The 23,850-nt window shown below is 44.2% G+C and carries 24 protein-coding genes; 8 read left to right on the top strand and 16 right to left on the bottom strand.

Translation table 11 applies throughout. The features are described 5' to 3' along the window. Positions 1–43: 43 nt before the first annotated feature. The 4 genes from dld (at position 44) to ACMXYX_RS03270 (ending at position 4,231) form a co-directional block, all read left to right on the top strand. The gene (gene dld, locus ACMXYX_RS03285; protein ID WP_415897564.1) at positions 44–1,747 is read left to right on the top strand and encodes a D-lactate dehydrogenase; all 1,704 of its coding nucleotides are present in this window, start codon (positions 44–46) and stop codon (positions 1,745–1,747) included. A gap of 128 nt (positions 1,748–1,875) precedes the next feature. Then, on the top strand, positions 1,876–2,364 hold the full coding sequence (locus ACMXYX_RS03280; protein ID WP_415883580.1) for a universal stress protein: 489 nt from the start codon (positions 1,876–1,878) through the stop codon (positions 2,362–2,364). A 43-nt stretch (positions 2,365–2,407) separates the two neighbouring features. Then, positions 2,408–3,298 carry an AEC family transporter gene (locus tag ACMXYX_RS03275; protein WP_415883579.1) on the top strand — a complete coding sequence of 297 codons (891 nt, stop codon included), beginning with the start codon at positions 2,408–2,410 and terminating at the stop codon, positions 3,296–3,298. 36 nt (positions 3,299–3,334) lie between these two features. Beyond that, positions 3,335–4,231, top strand: a complete 897-nt coding sequence (locus ACMXYX_RS03270; protein ID WP_415897563.1) for an ROK family protein — start codon at positions 3,335–3,337, stop codon at positions 4,229–4,231. A 46-nt stretch (positions 4,232–4,277) separates the two neighbouring features. Here ACMXYX_RS03270 and ACMXYX_RS03265 read toward each other — a convergent pair whose 3' ends face one another. The 12 genes from ACMXYX_RS03265 to gyrA form a co-directional block, all read right to left on the bottom strand. Next, positions 4,278–4,583, bottom strand: a complete 306-nt coding sequence (locus ACMXYX_RS03265) for a ComEA family DNA-binding protein (protein WP_415883577.1) — start codon at positions 4,581–4,583, stop codon at positions 4,278–4,280. 74 nt (positions 4,584–4,657) lie between these two features. Further along, positions 4,658–5,371, bottom strand: a complete 714-nt coding sequence (pyrF, locus tag ACMXYX_RS03260; RefSeq protein WP_415906470.1) for an orotidine-5'-phosphate decarboxylase — start codon at positions 5,369–5,371, stop codon at positions 4,658–4,660. Between the two features lie 16 nt (positions 5,372–5,387). Beyond that, complete coding sequence (lapB, locus tag ACMXYX_RS03255; RefSeq protein WP_415897561.1) at positions 5,388–6,578, bottom strand: lipopolysaccharide assembly protein LapB; 1,191 nt, start codon at positions 6,576–6,578, stop codon at positions 5,388–5,390. Then, positions 6,568–6,873 (bottom strand): lipopolysaccharide assembly protein LapA domain-containing protein, encoded by a 306-nt coding sequence (locus ACMXYX_RS03250; RefSeq protein WP_415883574.1) that lies wholly within the window; start codon positions 6,871–6,873, stop codon positions 6,568–6,570. Before ACMXYX_RS03250 ends, lapB begins: the two co-directional genes overlap by 11 nt. 19 nt (positions 6,874–6,892) lie before the next feature. Then, the gene (gene ihfB, locus ACMXYX_RS03245; RefSeq protein ID WP_415883573.1) at positions 6,893–7,183 is read right to left on the bottom strand and encodes an integration host factor subunit beta; all 291 of its coding nucleotides are present in this window, start codon (positions 7,181–7,183) and stop codon (positions 6,893–6,895) included. A gap of 40 nt (positions 7,184–7,223) precedes the next feature. After that, positions 7,224–8,912, bottom strand: a complete 1,689-nt coding sequence (gene rpsA, locus ACMXYX_RS03240) for a 30S ribosomal protein S1 (RefSeq protein ID WP_415897560.1) — start codon at positions 8,910–8,912, stop codon at positions 7,224–7,226. A 31-nt stretch (positions 8,913–8,943) separates the two neighbouring features. After that, entirely contained in the window at positions 8,944–9,630 is a 687-nt protein-coding gene (gene cmk, locus ACMXYX_RS03235; RefSeq protein ID WP_415883571.1) for a (d)CMP kinase, read from the bottom strand. After that, the gene (locus ACMXYX_RS03230; protein WP_415906469.1) at positions 9,630–11,846 is read right to left on the bottom strand and encodes a bifunctional prephenate dehydrogenase/3-phosphoshikimate 1-carboxyvinyltransferase; all 2,217 of its coding nucleotides are present in this window, start codon (positions 11,844–11,846) and stop codon (positions 9,630–9,632) included. Before ACMXYX_RS03230 ends, cmk begins: the two co-directional genes overlap by 1 nt. After that, positions 11,843–12,949, bottom strand: a complete 1,107-nt coding sequence (hisC, locus tag ACMXYX_RS03225; protein WP_415906468.1) for a histidinol-phosphate transaminase — start codon at positions 12,947–12,949, stop codon at positions 11,843–11,845. Before hisC ends, ACMXYX_RS03230 begins: the two co-directional genes overlap by 4 nt. 11 nt (positions 12,950–12,960) lie before the next feature. Continuing rightward, positions 12,961–14,052 carry a prephenate dehydratase gene (pheA, locus tag ACMXYX_RS03220; RefSeq protein WP_415906467.1) on the bottom strand — a complete coding sequence of 364 codons (1,092 nt, stop codon included), beginning with the start codon at positions 14,050–14,052 and terminating at the stop codon, positions 12,961–12,963. A gap of 26 nt (positions 14,053–14,078) precedes the next feature. Next, on the bottom strand, positions 14,079–15,161 hold the full coding sequence (gene serC / locus ACMXYX_RS03215) for a 3-phosphoserine/phosphohydroxythreonine transaminase (protein ID WP_415883567.1): 1,083 nt from the start codon (positions 15,159–15,161) through the stop codon (positions 14,079–14,081). Between the two features lie 72 nt (positions 15,162–15,233). Beyond that, positions 15,234–17,822: a DNA gyrase subunit A gene (gene gyrA / locus ACMXYX_RS03210; RefSeq protein ID WP_415883566.1), complete on the bottom strand. Its 2,589-nt coding sequence runs from the start codon at positions 17,820–17,822 to the stop codon at positions 15,234–15,236. 195 nt (positions 17,823–18,017) lie between these two features. On the opposite strand from gyrA, the gene ubiG reads away from it, so the two are divergent. From ubiG to ACMXYX_RS03195, 3 genes are read left to right on the top strand one after another with little or no spacing between them, the layout of a single operon-like run. Continuing rightward, a complete protein-coding gene (ubiG, locus tag ACMXYX_RS03205) occupies positions 18,018–18,743 on the top strand; it encodes a bifunctional 2-polyprenyl-6-hydroxyphenol methylase/3-demethylubiquinol 3-O-methyltransferase UbiG (protein ID WP_415883565.1) in 726 nt (241 codons plus the stop codon). A 2-nt stretch (positions 18,744–18,745) separates the two neighbouring features. After that, entirely contained in the window at positions 18,746–19,426 is a 681-nt protein-coding gene (locus ACMXYX_RS03200; protein ID WP_415883564.1) for an HAD family hydrolase, read from the top strand. A 19-nt stretch (positions 19,427–19,445) separates the two neighbouring features. Beyond that, positions 19,446–20,186, top strand: a complete 741-nt coding sequence (locus ACMXYX_RS03195; RefSeq protein WP_415883563.1) for a YciK family oxidoreductase — start codon at positions 19,446–19,448, stop codon at positions 20,184–20,186. 69 nt (positions 20,187–20,255) lie between these two features. Here ACMXYX_RS03195 and rluB read toward each other — a convergent pair whose 3' ends face one another. The 4 genes from rluB to ACMXYX_RS03175 all read right to left on the bottom strand — a co-directional run bounded on the left by rluB (position 20,256) and on the right by ACMXYX_RS03175 (position 23,221). Next, positions 20,256–21,086 (bottom strand): 23S rRNA pseudouridine(2605) synthase RluB, encoded by an 831-nt coding sequence (gene rluB, locus ACMXYX_RS03190; RefSeq protein WP_415897555.1) that lies wholly within the window; start codon positions 21,084–21,086, stop codon positions 20,256–20,258. A gap of 115 nt (positions 21,087–21,201) precedes the next feature. Further along, positions 21,202–21,597, bottom strand: a complete 396-nt coding sequence (locus tag ACMXYX_RS03185; RefSeq protein WP_415883561.1) for an H-NS family nucleoid-associated regulatory protein — start codon at positions 21,595–21,597, stop codon at positions 21,202–21,204. Between the two features lie 95 nt (positions 21,598–21,692). After that, on the bottom strand, positions 21,693–22,313 hold the full coding sequence (locus ACMXYX_RS03180; RefSeq protein ID WP_415883560.1) for an L-threonylcarbamoyladenylate synthase: 621 nt from the start codon (positions 22,311–22,313) through the stop codon (positions 21,693–21,695). Between the two features lie 71 nt (positions 22,314–22,384). Further along, positions 22,385–23,221 carry a PHP domain-containing protein gene (locus ACMXYX_RS03175; protein WP_415906466.1) on the bottom strand — a complete coding sequence of 279 codons (837 nt, stop codon included), beginning with the start codon at positions 23,219–23,221 and terminating at the stop codon, positions 22,385–22,387. Positions 23,222–23,293: 72 nt separating this feature from the next. On the opposite strand from ACMXYX_RS03175, the gene ACMXYX_RS03170 reads away from it, so the two are divergent. After that, the gene (locus ACMXYX_RS03170) at positions 23,294–23,842 is read left to right on the top strand and encodes a septation protein A (RefSeq protein WP_415883558.1); all 549 of its coding nucleotides are present in this window, start codon (positions 23,294–23,296) and stop codon (positions 23,840–23,842) included. Positions 23,843–23,850: the final 8 nt, after the last annotated feature.

Genomic DNA, 23,850 nt, shown 5'->3' with positions numbered 1-23,850 from the left:
TAATTAGGCCTTAAGGCCATTTAGAGCTAGTAGAGTACTTCATATGTCCAGCCACGATCTTCTCGATCAGTTAAGGTCTATCCTTGGCGAGAACAATGTTCTTACTGGAGAAAACCAGACCGAACACTATCGCACAGGTTTCCGCTCCGGCGAGGGTTCTGCCCTTGCAGTAGTATTTCCAACCACACTGTTAGAACAGTGGAAGGTTCTAGATACCTGCATTAAAGCCGATACGATTGTGATTATGCAGGCCGCTAACACAGGTCTGACAGAAGGCTCCACTCCAAGTGGTGACGACTATGATCGTGAGATTATCGTCATCAACACCACGCGCATGAACAAAATCTACCTGATTGATGAAGGCAAGCAGATCATCAGCTTCCCTGGGGCGACACTATTCACCCTTGAGAAGATGCTAAAGCCTATTAATCGTGCACCCCATTCTGTCATTGGCTCTTCCTGTATCGGCGCTTCAATTGTTGGCGGTATTGCAAACAACTCCGGCGGTGCCTTGGTTCAACGTGGGCCAGCTTATACTGAGCTCTCTCTGTTTGCTCAGCTTAACGATAATGGCGAATTGGAATTGGTGAATCACCTTGGTATTGACCTAGGCGAAACACCCGAAGAGATCCTTACAAATCTAGAACAGAAAAACTTTACCGACGCTGATGTTAAAGCCAGCACTCAAAAAGCATCGGCAAACGATTACCCTGAAATTGTTCGCGATGTAGATGCAGATTCACCTGCACGCTACAACGCTGATACTAGCCGCTTATATGAATCCAGCGGTTGCGCAGGCAAGGTAGGTGTATTCGCTGTGCGCTTAGATACCTTCCCTGTCGCACAAAAAGAACAGGTTTATTACATTGGTACCAATGATGCCAATGAACTGACAGAGATTCGTCGCCATATTCTGCAACACTTCGATAATCTACCTGAAGTTGCAGAATACATGCATAAAGATATCTACGACATTGCTGAAAAATACGGCAAAGATACTTTTATGATGATTAACTACTTTGGCACCGACCCGCTTCCAAAGCTTTTCGCTATGAAAGGTCGTATCTCTGCTGCACTGAATAAGATCAGCTTCTTGCCGAAGGATATTCCAGATCGCGTTATGCAGGTTATGAGCCGATGCTGGCCAAATATTCTGCCAAAACGTATGCGCGATTTCCGCGAGAAGTATGATCACTACCTCGTGCTAAAAATGAGCGACGGTGGTATCCCTGAAGCAGATAAGTTTCTAAAAGAGTTCTTCAGTAACAGTCAGTCTGGCGATTATTTCGAATGCGATGCAGATGAAGCCAAAAAAGCTTATCTACACCGTTTTGCCGCTGCAGGTGCCGCTATTCGTTATCAGATCATCCACCAGAATGAGGTCGAAGATATTCTGGCACTCGACATTGCACTTCGTCGAAATGATCCGGATTGGGTAGAAAAACTACCGGAAGAGATCAGCAAGCATATTGTTCACTCACTCTACTACGGTCATTTCATGTGTCACGTTTTCCATCAGGATTACATTCTGAAGAAAGGCGCTGATGGTAAAGCGGTGAAGAAGATGATGTTAGAGCTTCTTGCACAGAAAGGTGCGAAATACCCTGCTGAGCATAACGTAGGCCACCTATATGAAGCTGAAGAAGGGCTACAGAACTTCTACTTCTCGTTAGACCCGACAAACACGTTTAACCCAGGGATTGGTAAAACACCAAAGTCGCGCTGTGGCTGCGGTACGCCGCATTAAATATAACTAAAAATTTATATATTGAGCTAGGTCTATAGATTGTCGAGTAAATCTGAGCACCGACTTACGAAGTGCTAAACTGACCAAATTCAATACTTTAGTCTAAGACTGTTTTTGAGGAAATGATCATGGCACTTCCAGATATCAAAACTATTCTTTACGCAACATCTTTGGGCAAACACACTCGACCTGTATTCCGCCAAGCGGTTAACCAGGCAGTTCTAAATGATGCCAAGATCGTAATGCTGCACGTTGTAGAGCCGATGGGTGAGATGGGACATGCACTGATCCAAAACTATGTATCTGAAGATCTTATCAAGCAGATGCATGACGAAGGTATCAAAGAGATTCACAACACCATGCAGGAACGTGTTGAAAAATTCTGTGAAGACGAACTGCAAAGTTTAGAAAAGCCTGTAGTGCTTAACATTGAGCACAAGGTTGCTGAAGGCAATCAAACCGATTCTATTCTTGGTGCTGCGCAAGCTGAAAATGCTGATATGATCGTTATGGGCGCGGAAAACCGATTTGGTCACCATAGCCATACAAGCCAGCAAGTGATGCGTAATTCCAAGATTCCTGTACTGATTGTTCAAACAGGAAAAGAGTACGATTAAACGCTCCAAAGTAGGCCACAACTGACATATAAGGTAGTTATTGATGGAAGTACAAGGTCTACTGATTGAACGGATATTCCTTACCGTGTTCCCACTTGTGGCGATTGTCACAGTGGGATTTTTTTATGCCCGCCGCTACCAGCCGGACATGAATGCAGCCAATCAGATCAATATTGATGTTTTTGTTCCTGCGCTGATCTTTGCTGTTTTATCTGCTGAATCATTTGATCTAATTAAGTACCAATCTCTCGCCATTGGCGCCGCTATTATCGTGATTGGCTCAGGTATTCTGCTCTACCCTGCCTGTAAACTGTTAAAGGTACATCCTAAAACGTTCCTACCTCCAATGATGTTCAGCAACAGTGGTAATTTGGGTATACCGCTGATTGTCTTAGCGTTTGGAGAAAACGCGCTGCAAGCCGCTGTAGTCTTATTTCTAGTGGAAAATTTGCTCCACTTTACAGTCGGTATCTACATACTGGATCATAAGACTCGTTTGCTTAATCTACTTCGCATGCCGATGATTTTAGCAACCATTTTAGGCCTTATCTGGAGCGGCTTCGATCTACCGATCCCTAAAGCAGTCCATACCTTTATAGACATGCTGGGTCAGATAGCCATACCATTAATGCTCTTTGCACTGGGCGTAAGAATGACTAGCGTAGACTTTTCTAATTGGAGAATAGGTAGCCTCAGCGCGGTACTCTGCCCTGTCAGCGGTATTATCATCGCTCTGATCTGCCAGCAGTTCTTACAACTGGATGCGACACAGTTTGCCTATTTAGTTGTCTTTGGTGCGCTACCACCAGCCGTTTTAAATTACATGATTGCCGAACGTTACAATCAAGAGCCACATCAAGTCGCTTCGATTGTTTTGCTAGGCAATATGGGCAGTCTCATTTTTATTCCAATCACTCTCGCTTTTGTTATATAAAATCACTTAAATATTCTCAAATAGCATGAGAGAAAAATGGACTACTGTATCGGTATAGATCTTGGCGGCACCAAGATCGAGATTATTGCGCTGACTCCATCTTCAGATGTTCTATTTAGATATCGCGTTCCTACGCCACAAGGGAATTACCAAGCTACCCTAGATGCAATTTTCTCGCTTATAGAAAGAGCTGAAAGCAACATAAAGCATCCAGCTCGCTCCATTGGTATTGGAATTCCCGGTGCCGTTTCGCGAGAAACAGGTTTAATTAAAAACGCTAACTCTACCTGCTTAATCGGCCACCCATTAGATAAAGACTTGAGCGAGCGACTACAAAAGCCTATTCAAATCGCCAACGATGCTGATTGTTTTACACTGTCTGAAGCTATCGATGGTAGCGGCAAAGACTACAACTCTGTCTTTGGAGTAATCTTAGGTACCGGCGTTGGCGGAGGCATTACAATAAATAAGCAACTGCTTAGCGGTCCAAATTCTATTTGCGGGGAATGGGGACACAACCCCCTACCTAGACTGGATGCGTCCGATGGAAATGGGCGAGATTGTTATTGCGGCAAACAAGACTGTATAGAGACGTTCTTATCTGGCCCAGGGTTCACAAATCACTATAACGATTCGACTTTTTCACATTTAGATACCGAATCAATCTGGGAACTCGCTAAAGCTGGAGACAAGTCAGCAGTAGATTATTGCAACTTATACATCGAGCAGCTGGCTAAAGCCCTCTCATCGGTTATAAACATATTGGATCCTGACGTTATTGTGTTAGGCGGCGGGCTTTCAAACCAGAACGATATCTATCAGAAACTTCCAGAGAGGTTAGCCCAATATGTATTCTCTGATTCGATGAATACGCCGATTTTGAAAGCGCAATTTGGCGACTCCAGCGGAGTCCGTGGAGCCGCCTGGTTGTAACACCCAAATCGCTCTGAGCCTTACAACCTACTAGTAGTGCTTAACGCTACTTCTTACTCGCCACTTCTTTCTTTTTATCCACAACCTCTTGAATAGAGATATTTGAGCGATTTTTCTCAACTGTGGCAGCACCAATGCCTTTCACTTCAGTTAATTGATCTACCGATGTGAAAGGACCATTGTTAGTACGATACTCAACAATAGCTTCTGCCTTAGCTACCCCAATACCATTAAGGTTTTGTGCTAACTGTTCGGCTGTAGCGGTATTAAGATCGATAGGAGCTGCAAAAGCAGACAAAGAGAATACACAAGCGAACGCCATGATCAGCGCTCTTAAAGAAGAAAGTTTCATAGTAAATTCCTTTTACTTTATTTTAGGTCTGACCTCATCCATTTAGGCCAGACCTTCTTTATAACTTGCTAAAGCTACGAAAGCAACGGTGCTAATTCAGCATCGATTTTAGCTAGTGCGTCTACAGGCGAATCTGCTTTAGTAATTGGGCGACCAATCACTAGGTAATCACTGCCTGCTTTTAATGCATCAGACGGTGTCATAATACGCTTCTGATCGCCAACATCCGCATCCGCAGGTCGAATGCCCGGTGTTACTAGTTTGAATTCTTCGCCGATCACTTGGCGTAATGGCGTTACTTCCTGCGCAGAACAAACTACACCATGCAGACCACTTTCTTCAGTTAACTTAGCCAAACGCTTCACATGCTCTAACGGCTCAATATCTAACCCTAAATCGCGCAGGTCACTGCGCTCCATGCTCGTTAGTACAGTTACACCGATTAACAACGTCTCAGAACCATGAACTTGCTCAAGCTCGTTGCGAGCAGCTTCCATCATACGGCGGCCACCCGAAGCATGAACATTGACCATCCACACGCCTAGCTCTGCAGCTGCACGAACTGCTTTAGCCGTAGTATTTGGGATATCATGGAATTTCAGATCAAGAAAGACATCAAAACCTAGGGTCTGAAGTGTTTCTACGATAGCCGGACCGCTACGTGTGAATAACTCTTTACCAACTTTTACACGGCATCGAGTCGGGTCCAACTGCTTAGCCATTGCCAAAGCCTGATTTTGATCAGGGTAATCTAATGCAACAATGACTCTTTTTTTATCCAATAACATATAAGTTCTCTAAAATTTATTCGCCTTCCAAACCCTGAATAGGTTTAGTCGTACCCCAGCTTTTACATGACGGACACTGCCAGGAGAGCGTTCTACCTGAAAATCCACAACTATTACATCGGTATACGGGCTTTGAGAGCTCTAACTGTCCAGTCAGACCACGCAATACCTTTAAGCTATCCCTTGCGCTATCTGAGCCATATTCTATATGAAGATCGATCAGACTATTAAACCCTTTTACTGAAGGACGGCGTTTTAACTCTTCAGTAATAAAACTTCCAGCTGCATATATGCCACGCTCTTCCTTTACATGTTCAGCGAGAGCAATAAGCACTGTAGTCGAAGGCGAATTCGCCAAACAGTTACGTAAATATTCTAAATGCCCCTTACTATCCCCCGTTCTTTCATAGCAATCTTTCAATAGGGGAATTGTTTCTGAAACAAACAAGCGATCTTGCTTAGATACTTTTTTAAGATGCTTTATAGCCTGCTTCCACTGCTCAGATTTCATTGCAATTTGAGCTTTTAAAAAACTTACCCGAACATTATCCGAATCGAATTGCTCGGCATCTTTGAGATACTCAGTGGCTGCTTTGATAAGCTTTTGCTGTAATGCCATATCAGCCAGTTCACAACAGTAATGAGCAAGCTCATTATTTAAATCTCGCCTTTCATCAACAGAAAGTTTATCCGCAGTGACTAAAGCTTCTTCCCACTCCCCTTCTTTCTCGTAAAGCTTAATTAACAGATTAAGTGCTTTACTATGAATACGCTTAGGTGGAGATGACTTAATAATTTCCTGCAGCAGATTCTCAGCTCGGTCCAACAATCCCACAGAATAATAGTCATTCGCTAGCGCCATCTGAATCCGCATAAAGTCATCCCGATTCAAATTGGGACGCGCCAATAGATTCTGATGGATCTGTATCGCTCGATCAACATCACCTTTACGGCGAAAGAGCTTTGCTAAAGACAGGTGGGCTGGAATGGTATCTGAATTGATCTCTAAGGCACGGATAAAGCTTTCAATCGCCTCATCCATTTTCTCGTTCAAAAGATAGTCTAAACCGGTAAAGTATTCGTGACTTAGATTCGTTTGAGGAGGCGTAGGTTTTGACTGCTTATCACGCCTGCCTAGCAACCAGCCAATGCCGATCGCCAGAACAAACGGGATTAAAAGAAAAGCGTTGTCGAGATTAAACGGCATCTTTCAGGCTGGATACTCGCAACTGATCTAGCTCTTTTTGTGTACTAGCAATTTTACGACGCGCAGAGCCCAAACGAGTTTTTAACATCACGATAATCATTGTACTTAGCGCTCCACCGATAAGAGCACCCGCAACAAATGTCGCTACTAGCCAAGTACCTAAACTAAATTCTGGTAGCTGCAGAAAAACAAGATTAATCGCAACCTGATCTGTGTTGTTAATCACTAACATTAAACCAATAAATAGTGCCAAAAACGCTAAAACAACGAAGATCAATTTTTTAACTAAACGCACCGGATTAAACCTCAATTACCTAATTTTGAATTGAATCATTTACCTGTTCACGCAACTCTTTACCTGGTTTGAAGTGCGGAACATATTTAGCATCAAGCGCTACAGACTCACCCGTTTTTGGGTTACGGCCTGTTCTAGGCGCTCGATAATGTAGTGAAAAACTACCAAATCCTCTGATTTCTATACGATCACCTTGAGACAAAGATTCTGTCATGTGATCTAGCATCGTCTTCACGGACAGCTCGATATCCTTCACCGACAATTGCTCATGTCGATCTACTAGTACTTCAATCAGTTCAGATTTCGTCATACCTCTACTCCTTTGCTCGTGGACCGTACATTCTGCCTAGTTACTCAGAGTCACTTTTATTCATCTGAGCCTTAATTAAATCACCGATAGTCGTTGGGCCTGATAGCGTCGTTTCAGACTGTTGACTGATTTTATCCAGAGCTTGTTTCTCTTGCTCTGCCTCCATCTGCTTGATGGAGAGCGAAATAACTCTGTTTCTACGATCAATTTGGCTGATCATAGCCTCAACTTCATCTCCAACGCTAAAATGATCTGCTAGATTATCTATGCGCTCTCGAGACACATCGGAGATTCTTAGTACCGCTTCAACACCTTCTGCCACGGTTACACTTACCGCCTTGTCAGCAATGTCAGAAACTGTACCTTTTATAACTTTTCCTTTGCCATGACTCGCAGTAAAACTACTAAATGGATCTTCATCTAGTTGCTTAACACCCAAAGCGATTCTCTCTCGTTCTGAATCAACCGAAAGCACCACCGCTTCTAAGTCATCGCCTTTTTTCAGTGTTTTAACAACATCCTCACCGTTGTCATCCCACGACAAATCGGATAGATGCACAAGGCCATCGATACCACCTTCTAGGCCAATGAAAACACCAAAATCGGTTATTGAACGGATTTTACCACTTAAGCGATCACCTTTTTGGAATTTAGTCGCAAATTCTTGCCAAGGGTTAGCTTTGCATTGCTTCATACCTAAAGAGATACGACGACGCTCTTTATCGATGTCTAATAACATCACATCGACTTCGTCTCCCACCTGAACAACTTTAGATGGGTGAACATTTTTATTAGTCCAATCCATTTCAGAAACATGGATCAAACCTTCAATACCTTTTTCGATCTCTGCGAAACAACCGTAATCAGTAAGATTAGTAACTTTGGCTTTCGCTTTGGTGCCGATGTCGTAATTAGCAATCAGCTGTGTCCACGGATCTTCTGTTAACTGCTTAACCCCGAGCGAAACACGGTTGCGTTCTTTATCAAAACGCAGCACCTGCACATCTATGCTTTCACCAACCGTTAATACTTCACTTGGATGCTTAACACGTTTCCAAGCGATATCAGTGATATGTAGCAGGCCATCAACACCGCCAAGATCAATAAATGCGCCATAGTCGGTAATGTTTTTTACAACGCCTTTAACAACAAGGCCTTCTTTCAGTTCTGAAAGCAGTTTTTCACGCTCAACACTGTAAGCCGCCTCAAGAACAGCACGACGTGAAACAACAATGTTATTGCGCTTGGCATCGAGCTTAACCAATTTAAACTCGAGTTCTTGGTTTTCTAAGTGGCTGGTATCTCGAAGAGGACGGACATCGACTAAAGAGCCCGGAAGGAATGCCTGGATATTTCCAAGCATAATCGTTAGGCCACCTCGGACTTTACCCGAGATGTGCCCTGTTACAATTTCATCAGATTCGTAAGCTTTCTCAAGCTCTGCCCAAGCTTCTGCTCGTTTCGCTTTATCACGAGAAAGCTGGGTAGAACCGAAGCCGTCTTCGACAGCTTCTAATGCGACTCTGACTTCAGAACCAACATCAATTGTCAGCTCACCAGAGTCATCAATAAACTGCGACCGCGGGATAACACCTTCTGATTTGAGACCTGCATTGACGATGACAAAGTCATCCTCAATCGCAATTACTGTACCCGTTACGATAGCGCCTGGCGCCATCTCCAACTCTTGAAGGCTCTCTTCAAATAGTTCAGCAAAGCTCTCGCTCATATCTGTATCCCGCTTTGTCGTTATGACACTATCAGCGAAGCCCTTTATGCCTCGCTGCATCCATTACAGCGGCTAGGACCTCTTCGATTGACATCTTAGTCGTATCAAGAATTACTGCATCCGCCGCGGGCTTAAGAGGAGCAACAGGACGATTCATATCACGGTCGTCTCGTGCCTGAATATCCTCCAATATAGCTTGAAGACTAGCACCCAGTCCCTTGTTTATCAACTGGTTATAACGTCGTACAGCGCGCTCCTCAGCACTGGCATCTAGATAGATTTTGAGTGATGCTTCAGGAAACACAACCGTGCCCATATCACGACCATCTGCAATCAACCCTGGCATTTCAGCAAATGCACGCTGACGCTCCAATAGAGCATCACGAACCGCCGGAATAGCCGCAACGATCGAAGCATCCTTACCAACAGCTTCAGTACGAATAGCATCAGTAACCTCTTCACCTTCCAGAACAATCTGGACAGTATCATCATCACGAGGAATAAACTGCACGTTTAAGTGTGCAGCTAAAACGACCAGCGCTTCTTCGTCATCAAGGTTTACACCATGATGATTGGCTGCAAGACCCAGTAGGCGGTATAACGCCCCACTATCTAACAGCTCCCAACCTAGTTCTTTTGCCAACAACTGGCATATCGTTCCTTTACCCGATCCACTGGGACCATCAACGGTAATTACGGGGATTTGTCCGTTAGACATCATCCCTCCTCCTTCTCTACCTTTATTCCTGCAGTCTGCGCCAGCTCAACAAAGCCAGGGAAAGACGTAGCTACGTTTGCACAGTCATTAATTGTGATCTCACCAGTAGCACGCAAAGCAGCCACACAGAAAGACATGGCAATACGGTGATCATCATGGCTCTCTACAACACCGCCACCAATCTCACCGCCTTGGATGATCGCACCATCTGGCGTACCTTCGATATCCACACCAAGTGCTTTAAGACCATCAACCATGGATTGAATTCGATCACTCTCTTTAACGCGAAGCTCTTCAGCACCAGATACGATTGTTGTACCTTCAGCACAAGCGGCTGCAATAAATAGCGCAGGGAACTCATCAATTGCCAGAGGAACTTGGTCTTCAGGAATATGAATACCTTTAAGCGGCGCATAACGAATACGGATATCAGCAACAGGTTCGCCACCGACTTCGCGCTCATTTAGCAATTCAAGGTTCGCACCCATTAAACGCAGGATGTTGATAATGCCAACACGGGTTGGGTTGATACCAACGTGCTCTAGGGTCAAATCAGAACCTGGAGCGATAGCCGCTGCTACCAAAAAGAATGTCGCGGAAGAGATATCAGCAGGTACATCGATGCGAGTTGCATGCAACTGCCCACCCGATTTAACCGCTGCTTTAGAGCCATTTTGCTCTACAGGATAACCAAAGCCCGTAAGCATACGTTCGGTATGATCGCGTGTCGGTGCAGGCTCTGTTACAGAGGTTTCACCTTCAGCGTAAAGACCAGCCAATAGCAAACAAGACTTAACCTGAGCACTCGCCATAGGCATATCATAATGAATGCCTTTTAGCGCCTGACCGCCTTTAATCTTCATCGGTGGGCGACCATTTTCAGCGGTTTCGATCTCCGCTCCCATCAAGCGAAGCGGATCAGCGACACGACCCATTGGACGTTTAGTCAGAGAAGCATCACCAGTAAGCTCAGAATCAAATTGCTGTGCTGCCAATAAACCAGATAGCAAACGCATTGATGTACCGGAGTTACCTACATATAAAGGCCCAGGAGGTGCACTTAAGCCATTAACACCTACACCGTAGATAGTTACATTGCCATCATCAGGACCTTCAATAACCACACCCATATCACGGAATGCTTGTAAGGTCGCTAAGCTATCTTCACCTTCAAGGAAGCCTGTAACTTCCGTAACTCCATCAGCTAGGGAACCCAGCATAATGGAGCGATGTGAAATAGATTTATCACCTGGAACTCGAATTTTACCACTTACGCTGCCGCCAGGCTGGGCACGAAAGGTTACTAATTGATTACTCATATCTTGTGAATATGCCGTACCAGAAAGGATTCTTGAAAAATGTTCTCGTGCAGCTCGTGCGCGTGTAAAAGTGCCTAACATCGTCTCACTATCACCGCATTCAATCGCCGCTCTTAGCTTTGCTAATCCCGATGTATATCGATCTAACTGCGCTAGCAAAGCGTCTCTATTTGCTAAACAGATGTCGTGCCACATTGTCGGGTCACTTCCGGCTATCCGAGTAAAATCACGGAAGCCTCCAGCTGCATAGCGGAAAATATCAGTATTATTGCCTTGTTCCTGAGCCAGAGTATCCACTAAGGAAAACGCCAGCATGTGTGGGAGATGACTGGTTGCCGCCAACACTTCATCATGCTTTTCTACGTCCATAATTAGCACTTCTGCACCAGTGGACGCCCACATTTCAGTAAACACTTTAACAGCGTAAGATGAAGATTCTGCTAAAGGCGTTAGAATAATTTTGTGCTGTTCAAATAGATGTTCATCCGCTGCTGCTACACCGCTTTTCTCAGAGCCAGCAATTGGGTGACCTGGTACAAAACCAGAAGGCACTTGTTCAAAGACACGCTTAGCCGCTTCGACCACATTAGCCTTGGTACTACCTACATCTGTAATCAATGTTTCTTCAGCGATAAATGGCGCAATATCCACCAGCACCTTTTCCATCGCTTTTACAGGCACTGCTAAAACAATAATATCCGCCTGACTTACAGCATCCGCTAGACTATCGGCAGCTACATCGATTACTCCGCTACTTAAACCTAACTTTGTCTCTTCTGGGTCACGATCAAAACCAATAATTTGTCCGCAGCAACGGTTCTGACGAAGCACTTTTGCTAAAGAGCCGCCGATTAAACCTAACCCGATAATAAGTGTATTTTTGATACCTTGACTCAACGTTTCTCTACCACTTGTTGTAATGCTTTTAGGCAACGTTCATTTTCATTTTGTAAACCAATGCTGATGCGCAAGTGATTTGGCATTCCATAATTCGCCACAGGCCTCACAATAACACCCTGCTCTAGCATTGATTGGTAGATAGGCGAGGCATCCTTAGCCAGATCTACTGTAATAAAATTTCCTACCGATGGGATAAATTCCAATCCCAACTTGGCCAAACCTGACTGATAAAAAGCCATGCCTACAGTATTAACTTGTACAGCTTTATCTAGATGCTCTTGATCAGATATAGCTATTTCTGCAGCGGCAAGCGCCAGATTATTCACATTAAATGGCTGCCTTACTCGGCTTAACAGATTTGCTATATCATTGTTTGAAACCGAGTAACCGACACGTAAGCCAGCCAAACCATAAGCTTTAGAAAAGGTTCGCGTAACGATTAGATTCGTATACTGCTTCTGCAAACTCAAACTATCCGGAAAGTCTTCAGCTTCCACATACTCCGTGTAAGCTTCATCCAAAACTACTAAGACATTTTCTGGCACTTTAGTTAAAAACGTTTCTAACTGTCCTTGGGTTAAATATGTACCCGTCGGATTGTTAGGATTAGCGATAAAGATCATACGAGTATTTGGAGTTAATCGCTCCAACATCGCATCCAGATCATGCCCCCAATCTTTGGCTGGAGCCACAACAGCTTTAGCACCAATTGCTTGAGTCACCAACGAATAAACGACAAAAGCATATTCAGAATAGATAACTTCATCATCTGAGGTTAGAAAAGCACGAGCGATAAGTTCCAACACGTCATTAGAGCCATTACCTAAAGTAATCTGCTCCGACTGGCAGTTTAAATAGTCAGCCAAAGCCAACTTCAATCGGTAACCACCACTATCAGGATAAAGATTGATACCTGACAGTTTATCTTGGAGAGCTGTGACGACTTTTGGTGAGGCCCCTATTGGGCTCTCATTACTTGCCAGCTTCACCACATCAGTTAAGCCAAGCTCTCGCTCTAACTCTTCTGGTGGTTTGCCTGGCAAATAGGGGTGCAGATTTTGCACCCCTGGTGAAGCCAGTGAAAAGAAATCACAACTCATCGATATGCCTCTTAAAGCACCGCGCGTGGGTATGAGCCTAAGATTTTCAGCTCAACACTTTCTTTGGCTAACTCAGCCAGCGCCTTAGCAACGAGCTGATCTTCGCTATGCCCTTCGAAATCAATATAGAACATAGACTGTTTTGCAGAAGATCTGGTTTCTACTCGTGTCAGACTAATTTGTGAACGATGGAAAGGTTCTAACAACTGATACAAGGCACCTGGTGCATTTGGTACAGAGACCAAAATAGATGTTTTATCATCGCCGCTAGGACCAACATCTTGATCACCGATGATCAAGAAACGCGTTGAGTTATCCGCCTGATCTTCGATATTGCTAACAGCAGCTTCAAGCTCATAAAGTTCTGCAGCCATGTCACCTGCAATAGCGGCATAACCTTGACCTTCTTGCTTAGCTAAACGAGCAGCTTCTGCGTTAGAACTGACTGCAACCTTCTCAATATGTGGATAACGCGCATCTAACCAACTACGGCTTTGCGCTAGGGACTGCTCATGGGAATAGATCTTGAAGATCTCATCCAAGCTATCACCTTTGTTGACCAATAAATGAAGGTGAACTGGAACTTCCACTTCTCCACAAATTTTAAGATCAAACTGTTTAAATAGATCAAGCGTGCTACTAACAACACCTTCCGAAGAGTTCTCGATTGGGACAACACCGTAATGAGCACCACCAGACTGCACTTCGCGGAAGACATCTTTCGACGATTGCATCGGAAGATTGTGGGCAGAGTGACCAAAATGCTTCATTGAAGCCTGTTGGGTAAACGTACCTTCAGGGCCAAGGAAAGCTACTCGCATTGGCTCTTCTAACGCCAAGCATACAGACATTACTTCACGGAAAAGACGTGCAACTTCTTTATCAGGCAATGGACCTTCGTTACGCTCCATCACAGCGCGCAATACCTGAGCTTCACGCTCAGGGCGATAAAATACAGCCGCCGCTTCACCTTGATGTTTCTGCTTAACGTCAGCTACACGTTGAGCACATTTAGCACGCTGATTCAGAAGCTCATGAAGCTGACCATCTATAGAATCGATCTGGTCACGTAAAACACGTAACTCTTTTTCTTGTTCACTCATACTCTTCTCATTTTCCGCAAATGATTTTAAGCGTGTTGCTTTTCAAACTGTTGCATAAACGCGATCAACGCATCCACTGCTTCCTCTGGGACAGCATTGTAGATGCTCGCACGCATACCACCTACAGAGCGATGACCTTTAAGGTTCAATAAACCCGCTTCTTCTGCTTGTTCTAAGAACAGTTTATCCAAAGCATCATCAGCCAAAGTAAATGGCACGTTCATCCAAGAACGGTTAGCTGACGCCATTGGGTTAGCATAGAAGTCACTGGCATCAATCGCTGCATACAGTTTTTCTTGTTTACGCTGATTAGCCGCTTGTATCGCAGCTACACCACCTTGGGCTTTTAGCCATTTAAAGACTAAACCAGCTAGATACCAACCATAGGTTGGCGGTGTATTACACATAGATTCAGCATCAGCATGTACTTTGTAATCAAACATTGTTGGTGTGCCGGCAACAACATCACCTAACAAATCTTCTCTTACAATCACAACCGTCAAACCTGCTGGGCCAATATTCTTTTGCGCGCCCGCATAGATCAAACCAAACTGGTTTACATCAATCTCGCGAGACAGGATTGTAGAGGATAGATCAGCAACTAGAGGAACATCTCCAGACTGAGGTACATAATCAAACTCCAAGCCACCAATCGTTTCATTTGGCGTGTAATGCAGATAAGCCGCCTCTGCATTTAGCTCCAACTCGCTTTGGCTTGGAACAGCAGTAAAACCGTTACCTTCGCTAGATGCAGCAATACGTACATCACAATAACGAGACGCTTCTTGGATCGCTTTTTTCGACCAGATACCGGTATTAATATAGTCAGCCGTAGTTTTACCGCGCAGCAAGTTCATTGGAATCATAGAAAACTGCGAGGTAGCCCCACCTTGAAGGAATAGAACCTTGTAGTCACTACCAATTCCCATCAGGTCACGTAAATCCTGCTCTGCTGCTTCAGCAACCGAGACAAACTCTTTACTGCGGTGACTCATTTCCATAATGGAAAGGCCTTTACCGTGCCAGTCTAGAAGTTCCTCTTGAGCCTGCAGCAATACTTCACTAGGTAAACCAGCAGGGCCTGCACTGAAATTGTACTTACGTGTCATAGACTTATCTTCACTCTACTTAAAGTCATATATAAAAAATGCGGCACATTCGCGCCGCACTTGAGGTAGAAATTATTCCTCTGCAGTGGTCGGGGTTTCCGCCTCTGCATCAGTCTCCACCTGCTCTTCTTCGTCTGGTTCTTCGATACGAGCAACGCTGACTAAGCGTTCTTCATCGCTAACGCGAATCAGAGTTACACCTTGCGTATTTCGTCCAAGTTCTGAGATCTCATCCCCGCGCGTACGCACCAAGGTACCCTGATCACTGATCAGCATGACATCATCACCATCGAAGACTTGAACAGCACCCGCTAGGGCACCATTTCGATCAGAGCATTGCTGAGCAATAACACCCTGACCACCACGACCTTTCACAGGGAAATCATCAACAGCGGTTTTCTTACCATAACCATTTTCAGAAGCGGTCAAAATCTTACCGCCCTCTTGAGGAATGATTAACGAGATAACCTTAACGCCGTCATCCATCTTAACGCCACGTACACCACGTGCTGTACGACCCATTGGGCGTACATCTTCCTCACGGAAGCGCATAGATTTACCAGCACTTGTCATCAACATGACATCGTCTTCACCATTAGTGATTGCAGCACCGATTAGATGGTCATCATCTAACAAATCAAGAGCAATCAGACCGCTAGTACGCGGACGGGAGAAGTTAGTCAGTGCGGTCTTCTTAACCGTACCGGAAGCTGTCGCCATGAAGATAAACTTATCTTCTTCGTAGCTACCTACAGGCAAGATCGTGCTGATGCGCTCGCCTTCATCCAAAGGCAAGATATTAACAATCGGACGACCACGTGCTGTGCGACTCGCCACTGGAATTTCAAATACGCGTAACCAGTAAACTTTACCGCGGTCCGTGAAGCATAGAATCGTATCGTGGGTATTCGCAATCAGTAGATGCTCGATGAAATCTTCATCTTTAATCGCTGCTGCTGACTTACCTTTACCACCTCGACGCTGAGATTGGTAATCGGTCAACGGCTGAGTTTTCGCGTAGCCACCGTGAGATATAGTTACCACCATATCTTCTTCAGTGATCAGATCTGCAACTGTCAGATCTTTACGAGAAGCAGTAATTTCAGTACGGCGCTCATCACCATATTCTTCCAAAATCGCTTCAAGCTCTTCACGAATCACTTCCATTAAGCGTTCGTGTGAACCTAGAATTTTCAGAAGTTCAGCAATACGTTCTAACAGCTCTTTATATTCAGCAATCAGTTTTTCATGCTCAAGACCTGTTAGACGGTGCAAACGTAACTCTAGAATTGCTTGAGCCTGAACTGGAGAAAGATTGTACTTACCATCGCGTAAGCCATACTGTTCTTCCAGATCTTCAGGGCGACATGCATCTTCACCAGCACGCTCCAGCATCTGAATTACATCACCCGGCGCCCACGCTTCTGCGATCAAACGTTCTTTCGCTTCAGCTGGGGTTGGCGAAGTTTTAATCATTTCAATAACAGGATCTATGTTTGCAAGAGCAATCGCTAGACCTTCAAGAATATGACCACGTTCACGCGCCTTACGAAGCAAATAAACAGTACGACGAGTAACGACTTCGCGACGATGACGTATAAAGCATTCAAGCGCTGTTTTCAGATCAAGGATCTTTGGCTGACCATCAACCAAAGCGACCATATTGATACCAAAAACTGACTCCATCTGCGTCTGAGCAAACAGGTTGTTGATAACCACATCTGGCATTTCACCACGACGTAGTTCAATAACAATACGCATGCCGTCTTTGTCAGACTCATCACGAAGTTCGGTAATGCCTTCAATCTTCTTATCTTTAACAAGCTCAGCAATCTTTTCGATTAAGCGCGCTTTGTTAAGCTGATAAGGGATCTCAGTGATGATAAGTGAAGGCTTGCCGCTCTTTGCATCTTCTTCTACATGGTGCTTAGCACGCACATAGATACGACCACGACCAGTACGGTATGCCTGAAGGATTCCTGCACGGCCGTTAATAATACCGCCTGTTGGGAAATCAGGACCTGGAATAAACTCCATAAGGTCATCAACAGACAGGTCTGAATTTTCAATCAGCGCAATACAACCACGAACCACCTCAGACAGGTTATGCGGTGGAATATTCGTCGCCATACCAACCGCAATACCAGAAGAGCCATTTACCAATAGGTTTGGCACACGGTTAGGTAAAACCGCTGGAATTTTTTCTGTACCGTCATAGTTATCAACAAAATCGACGGTCTCTTTCTCAAGATCTGCCAACAGCTCATGGGCGATCTTATCCATGCGGATTTCGGTATAACGCATCGCAGCGGCGGAGTCACCGTCGATCGAACCAAAGTTACCCTGGCCATCTACCAGCGTATAACGCATGGAGAAATCCTGAGCCATTCGAACAATCGTGTCGTATACCGCACTATCACCATGCGGGTGGTATTTACCGATTACGTCACCTACCACACGGGCAGATTTTTTATATGCTTTGTTCCAGTCATTGCCCAATTCATTCATCGCAAACAACACGCGACGGTGAACTGGTTTAAGGCCATCGCGCGCATCTGGCAACGCACGGCCGACGATTACGCTCATTGCGTAATCAAGGTAAGACTGCTTCAGTTCATCTTCGATGTTAACTGGCAGGATTTCTCTGGCTAAATCACCCATTCCCTATCCTTGAATCACTCTCACAACGGAAGGTTTCCGCGGATATTTTTAACCGCGGGAGTATATCACATTTCCTACAAGGGAATCCTGAAAAAATAAGAGGTTATACAATTAAAGTTGGAGATGCGCGATCAACTGTTTTTCAATGCCTTAGCAATGGTAGAATGCCAACAAATACTTTAAAGCTAAAACATCATGACTCAGCCAGAAAACAGCACTCAAGCAAACGTTGATCCAGCAGAAATCGCAAAGTTTGAAGAACTTGCCAGCAAATGGTGGGATAAAAACAGCGAATTCAAACCACTCCACGACATCAACCCGTTACGCGTTGGTTATATAGATCGCATTGCGCATCTGGCCGAAAAGAAAGTATTAGACGTTGGCTGTGGTGGCGGAATTTTGTCCGAATCCATGGCTCAACGCGGTGCAACCGTAACAGGCATTGATATGGGCGCTGCTCCTCTAAAAGTTGCAAAACTACACGGTCTAGAAAGTGGCGTTAATGTCAGCTACAAACAGATCCCCGTTGAAGAGCTAGCAGCCGAGCAACCTGAATCCTTTGATGTTGTTACCTGCATGGAGATGCTGGAACATGTTCCCGATCCATCTTCAATCGTTCAAGCCTGTGCCAAACTTTGCAAACCGGGCGGCAAGGTCTTTTTCTCGACACTCAATCGCAATCCAAAGAGCTACCTTTTCGCGATCCTTGGCGCTGAGAAAGTACTGAAACTAGTTCCTGAAGGCACTCATGATTTCAAAAAGTTTATTCGCCCTTCTGAACTTGGCAACTGGATCCGTCAAAGCGGCCTAAAGAATATCGACATGTGCGGTATGACTTATAACCCACTGACGAAAACATACAGCCTTCACCCATCAGATGTCGATGTGAATTACATTATTGCTACGACTAAACCAGAGTAATCATGTCCGATAAACCAGCTTCAGTTTTATTCGATTTAGATGGCACGCTAATAGACACCGCACCGGACTTTCACTGGGTTGTTAACACCCTTTTAAAAGAAGAAGGTCGTGATGAAATAAGCTACGAATATCTTCGCGGTTACGTCTCTCATGGGGCCAGAGCTATGGTTGGGGCTGCTTTTAATCTAAAAGAAGGTGAAGCCGACTTTGACCGACTACACCAGCGAATGCTTAGCATTTATCTTGAACATCTTGATGTAGATAGCCAACTCTTTTTTGGTATGGCCGAATTTCTGAATTGGCTTGAAGAGCACGACATACCTTGGGGTGTTGTCACCAACAAACCAGAGCTCTACACCACACCAGTAATGCAAGGGTTACAACTGAGCGATTCAGCAAAAAGCGTCATTTGCCCAGACCACGTTAAAGAGAAGAAACCAAACCCAGAAGCACTTTTCTTAGCCTGCAAAGAGATCGATTGCTCCCCTGAAAGCAGCATCTACATTGGCGATCATATTAGGGATATCGAAGCAGGCAATCGCGCCGGTATGCTAACCATCGCAGCCGAGTACGGTTACATCGATGAAGGCGACGACCCTAAAAATTGGCAAGCCGATCACCAGATATCCAGTGCAACTGAGCTCAAGCCACTGCTACAATCTCTATACACCGCTTTACGTTAATGATTAGGAACAGATCACTATGTTTGAATACCAAGCCCCTGCAGACTTATTAAAGGATAGAGTTATTCTGGTGACTGGCGCTGGCTCAGGCATAGGCCGTACCGCTGCAATGACCTTTGCCGCTCACGGCGCAACCGTCATTCTTCTTGGCCGAACACTAGAAAAACTTGAAAACGTTTATGACGAGATTGAAGCCGCAGGTTATCCACAACCCGCGCTTGTTCCACTCAATCTAGAAAGCGCACAAGAACATGATTACATTGAGCTAACCAACACACTCGATCAAGAATTTGGCCGAATCGATGGCATTCTTCACAATGCCAGCATCTTAGGCGTGCGAACACCGATTGAAAGCTACGATCCTGTAATTTGGCAGCAAGTGATGCAAGTAAATTTAAATGCACCATTCATGCTAACCCAAACCCTCATGCCACTTTTACAACAGTCAAATGATGCATCGGTTGTTTTCACATCATCAAGCGTAGGACGTCAAAGCAAAGCATACTGGGGTGCTTATGCTGCATCTAAATTTGCGACTGAAGGCCTGATGCAGACACTAGCAGATGAGACCAGCGGCATTTGCAATATTCGCGCTAACTGCATCAACCCAGGTGCAACTAGAACACAAATGCGCTCCGATGCTTACCCAGCTGAGAACCCGCAATCAGTGACTGCACCAGAAGACATTATGCCGGTTTATCTGTATCTAATGGGTAAAGATAGCGTTAACGTAAACGGTCAATCGCTAAACGCTCAATGATTGAGTAGAAATGAAAGACAAAAAAAGCAGCTCTAAGCTGCTTTTTTATTGTCAAAATTTACGAAGTAACTAACTACCTTCTTGACGACGCGCCCTCTGCTTCTTGTAACGACGCTCGTACTTCTGCTTTTCATCAGCCGTCATTCTTGCGCCACGCTTCGGCTTAAGCTCAAGCATTTTAGACAGAGAATTAACTTCTTTACCGGTCATCTCTTTCCATGTGCCCGACTTAACATCACTTGGCAAGAAAATAGGCCCAAAGCGAACACGTTTTAGACGGTTAACTTGAATCTCTTGCGATTCCCACAAACGACGAACCTCTCGATTACGCCCTTCCATCACTACACAGTGGAACCACTTATTGGCACCTTCACCATCAAAGAACTGAACATCGGTAAAACGGGCCATGCCATCTTCTAACAGAACACCTTCTTTTAGGCGGGACAAAATGCCGTCATCAACGTTACCCAAGACACGAACTGCATATTCACGATCAATTTGAGCAGACGGATGCATCAATGCATTTGCTAGCTCACCATCAGTAGTGAACAGCAACAAACCGGATGTATTAATATCGAGTCGACCTATAGCAATCCAACGCCCCTCTTTTAAAGGCGGCAAATGCCTAAACACTGTAGGCCTACCTTCTGGGTCATGACGCGTACAGATTTCACCCACTGGCTTATTATAAATAAGCACTCTACGCTCAGCCTGTTTATCAAATATCAACTGCACGGGCTGGCCATCAACTTCAGCCGTATCACCTTCAGAGATTCGATCTCCTAAGGTAGCAATTGAGCCATTTACTGATACTCGACCTTCTTTAATCCAACGCTCCATCTCACGACGTGAGCCTATTCCGGAGCGCGCCAATACTTTATGTAACTTTTCGTCAGTCATACGACGCACCTACAAATATGCTAATTAAGACAAAAGGCATTAATCAAACTTGATACCTTTAAACAAAAAAGCCCTTTCATAAAAGAAAGGGCTTCTATAAAACCGTACTCTTATTTTAAATGAGACAGTCTTCTTTAGTAAATCCTTTATCGAAATAAGCCTGAAAAGCCAACGGGGTACGGCCACGACCAGACCACTCGTGAACTTCACCGTTATCATCTTCAATACGGTATTTAGGCTGCACCTTTTTCTTAGGTGTGCTTGCGGCTTCGCCAATCAATCCCATTAGATCATTTAGATCTACACCTGCGTCCTGCATACTTTGGCGAATAGCTTCAATTTTTGCTGCTTTTTCCTGCTCTGCTGCCTCTAACGCTTCTTCTTCAGCACGCCTATCTTCAGCAATCACAGTTAAATCAGAAATCACTTTTTCTAGTTCAGAAACAGATAATTCCTGGCATTGTTTGCGCAATGAATTTTTACGCAGTAGAACTTTAAGAAAATCAGACATTTCAAAACCACCAAAATAAAAGTAAGTAAGCAATTATCTTTATAGTCGATAAATAATCAAGGAAAAATATTTTTTAAAATCAATTAAAAAATAAATTAACTAAAATCACTTATATCTCCCGCACCTTGCCTAATTATTTCGGGTGCATCTTCAACTAAGTTAATTACGCTGGTCGCCTCCATGCCACAGTAGCCGCCATCAATTACAAGATCCACCTGATGCTGTAATAACTCACGCATTTCATAGGGATCCATCAGTGGCATATCTTCTCCAGGCATAATTAATGAAGTACTCATTATAGGCTCACCCAGCGCTTCCGTTAACGCTAAAGCAATTGCATTATCTGGAATTCTAATCCCTATCGTTCTTCTTTTTGGATGCAATAAACGCCTAGGCACTTCCGAAGTCGCCTTTAAAATAAAGGTAAAAGCACCTGGGGTGTGAGATTTTAATAATCGATAACAGGTATTATCCACTTTAGCATAGGTACTAATTTCACTTAAATCTCGACACACCAAAGTAAAATTATGCTTATCACTTAATTGTCGAATTCGCTTAATACGCTCTAAAGCTGTCTTATCACCAAGATGACAGCCTAATGCATAGGCGCAATCAGTAGGATAGATAACCACGCCACCTTTATTAATGATTTCGACCGCCTGAGATATCAATCGCGCCTGCGGATTATCTGGGTGTATCTGAAAAAACTGACTCACTATCACACGCCTTACATAAAATTATTCTTATACAATCTATTATTTATTAAATAAGCAAAAGCAACAAACATTTAATTCAATAATCGCTCAAGAACATGCTGTCCCTCAAATTTTATCGGAGGGTATTTACCTAAATCAGTCCACCCTTGAGAAGGCGCATGAAAATCACTACCTGCAGAGAGCAATAAATTATTTTCCTTTGCAATTCTGAGCAGATGATAATGATGATCTGGTGTAACCCCAGGGTAAGAAACCTCTATTGCTTCGCCACCACAACCAACAAAGTCAGCAATAACTAAACGCAGTTTAGTAAAAGTCATCTTATACTTTGTTGGATGCGCCAAAACTGCAATACCTCCAGCAGCTTTGATCACACCCACCGTTTCAGAAAGCTCTGGCCATGCCATTTTGACATCACCTTTTTTGCCAATGCCTAAATATTTTTTGAAAGCCTGCTGCTCATTTGCAACCGCACCTTGTTCCCGTAAAGCTCGCGCAAAATGGGGGCGACCAATACTTCCCTGCCCTGCAAATTGTTTTGCTTGCTCAAATACATCAGGCAAGCCCATGGAAATTAATTGCTGAGCTATTTTTTTTGACCGTTCTATTCGAAGATCAGACAAATTAGCAAGATACGATTTTAAATCATCAGATTCTAAATTAACCCCCAACCCTACAATATGAATCACCCTACCATTCCAAAGGCAGGTTAATTCAGTACCTGTAATAATCTTAATTTCTGCAGGGTTTTCAGCCTGTAAAACTTTAACTCCAGCCACCGTGTCATGGTCCGTTAAAGCCAGCACCTCAATATTATTGTTTTTTGCCAACTCTAGTAATTCTATAGGGGACAAGGCACCGTCTGACGCAGTAGAATGGCAATGTAAATCGTAGTGTGGTAATCCCATATTTCTCACTCTATCTATAAAGAGCTATAACGTTCTTTGTATTTTACCTTAAACGGACTAATTTCAACGACTATGAAGCTGTTACTCGATTTTTTACCCATTATTATCTTTTTCATCGTCTATAAGGCAACAAACGACATCATTTTAGCCACCGCAATCCTTATACCAGCCACGCTGCTACAAATGCTGTACACATGGATCAAAACGCACACAATTGAAAAGATGCAGCTAGTCACACTAGTTTTAGTTGTTCTTTTAGGTGGAGCAACGGTTGCCTTCCAAGATAAAACCTTTATCCAGTGGAAACCCACTGTTGTTAACTGGTTATTTGGCTTAGCCTTTTTAGGCAGCCAATTTATCGGTCAAAAAACGATTGTTGAACGCCTTATGGGGAGTAACATATCCCTCCCAGCATTCGCGTGGAAAAACCTTAATATTGCCTGGGTTATATTTTTCGTGCTGATGGGCATCATTAATCTATTTGTCGCCTACAGTTTTAGCGAAGAGATCTGGGTTAACTTTAAATTATTCGGCATGCTTGGTCTCACCCTTGTCTTTATTATTGCTCAAGGCTTCTACCTATCACGCCATATTGAAAATACCGAAAACAACGACCAGTAGCAGGAGAC

The sequence above is a fragment of the Neptuniibacter sp. QD72_48 genome (genome assembly GCF_047778065.1).
Lineage (GTDB): Bacteria > Pseudomonadota > Gammaproteobacteria > Pseudomonadales > Balneatricaceae > Neptuniibacter.
Note: the sequence above shows the minus strand (reverse complement) of the source record. Positions and strands in the feature narration are given on the sequence as shown.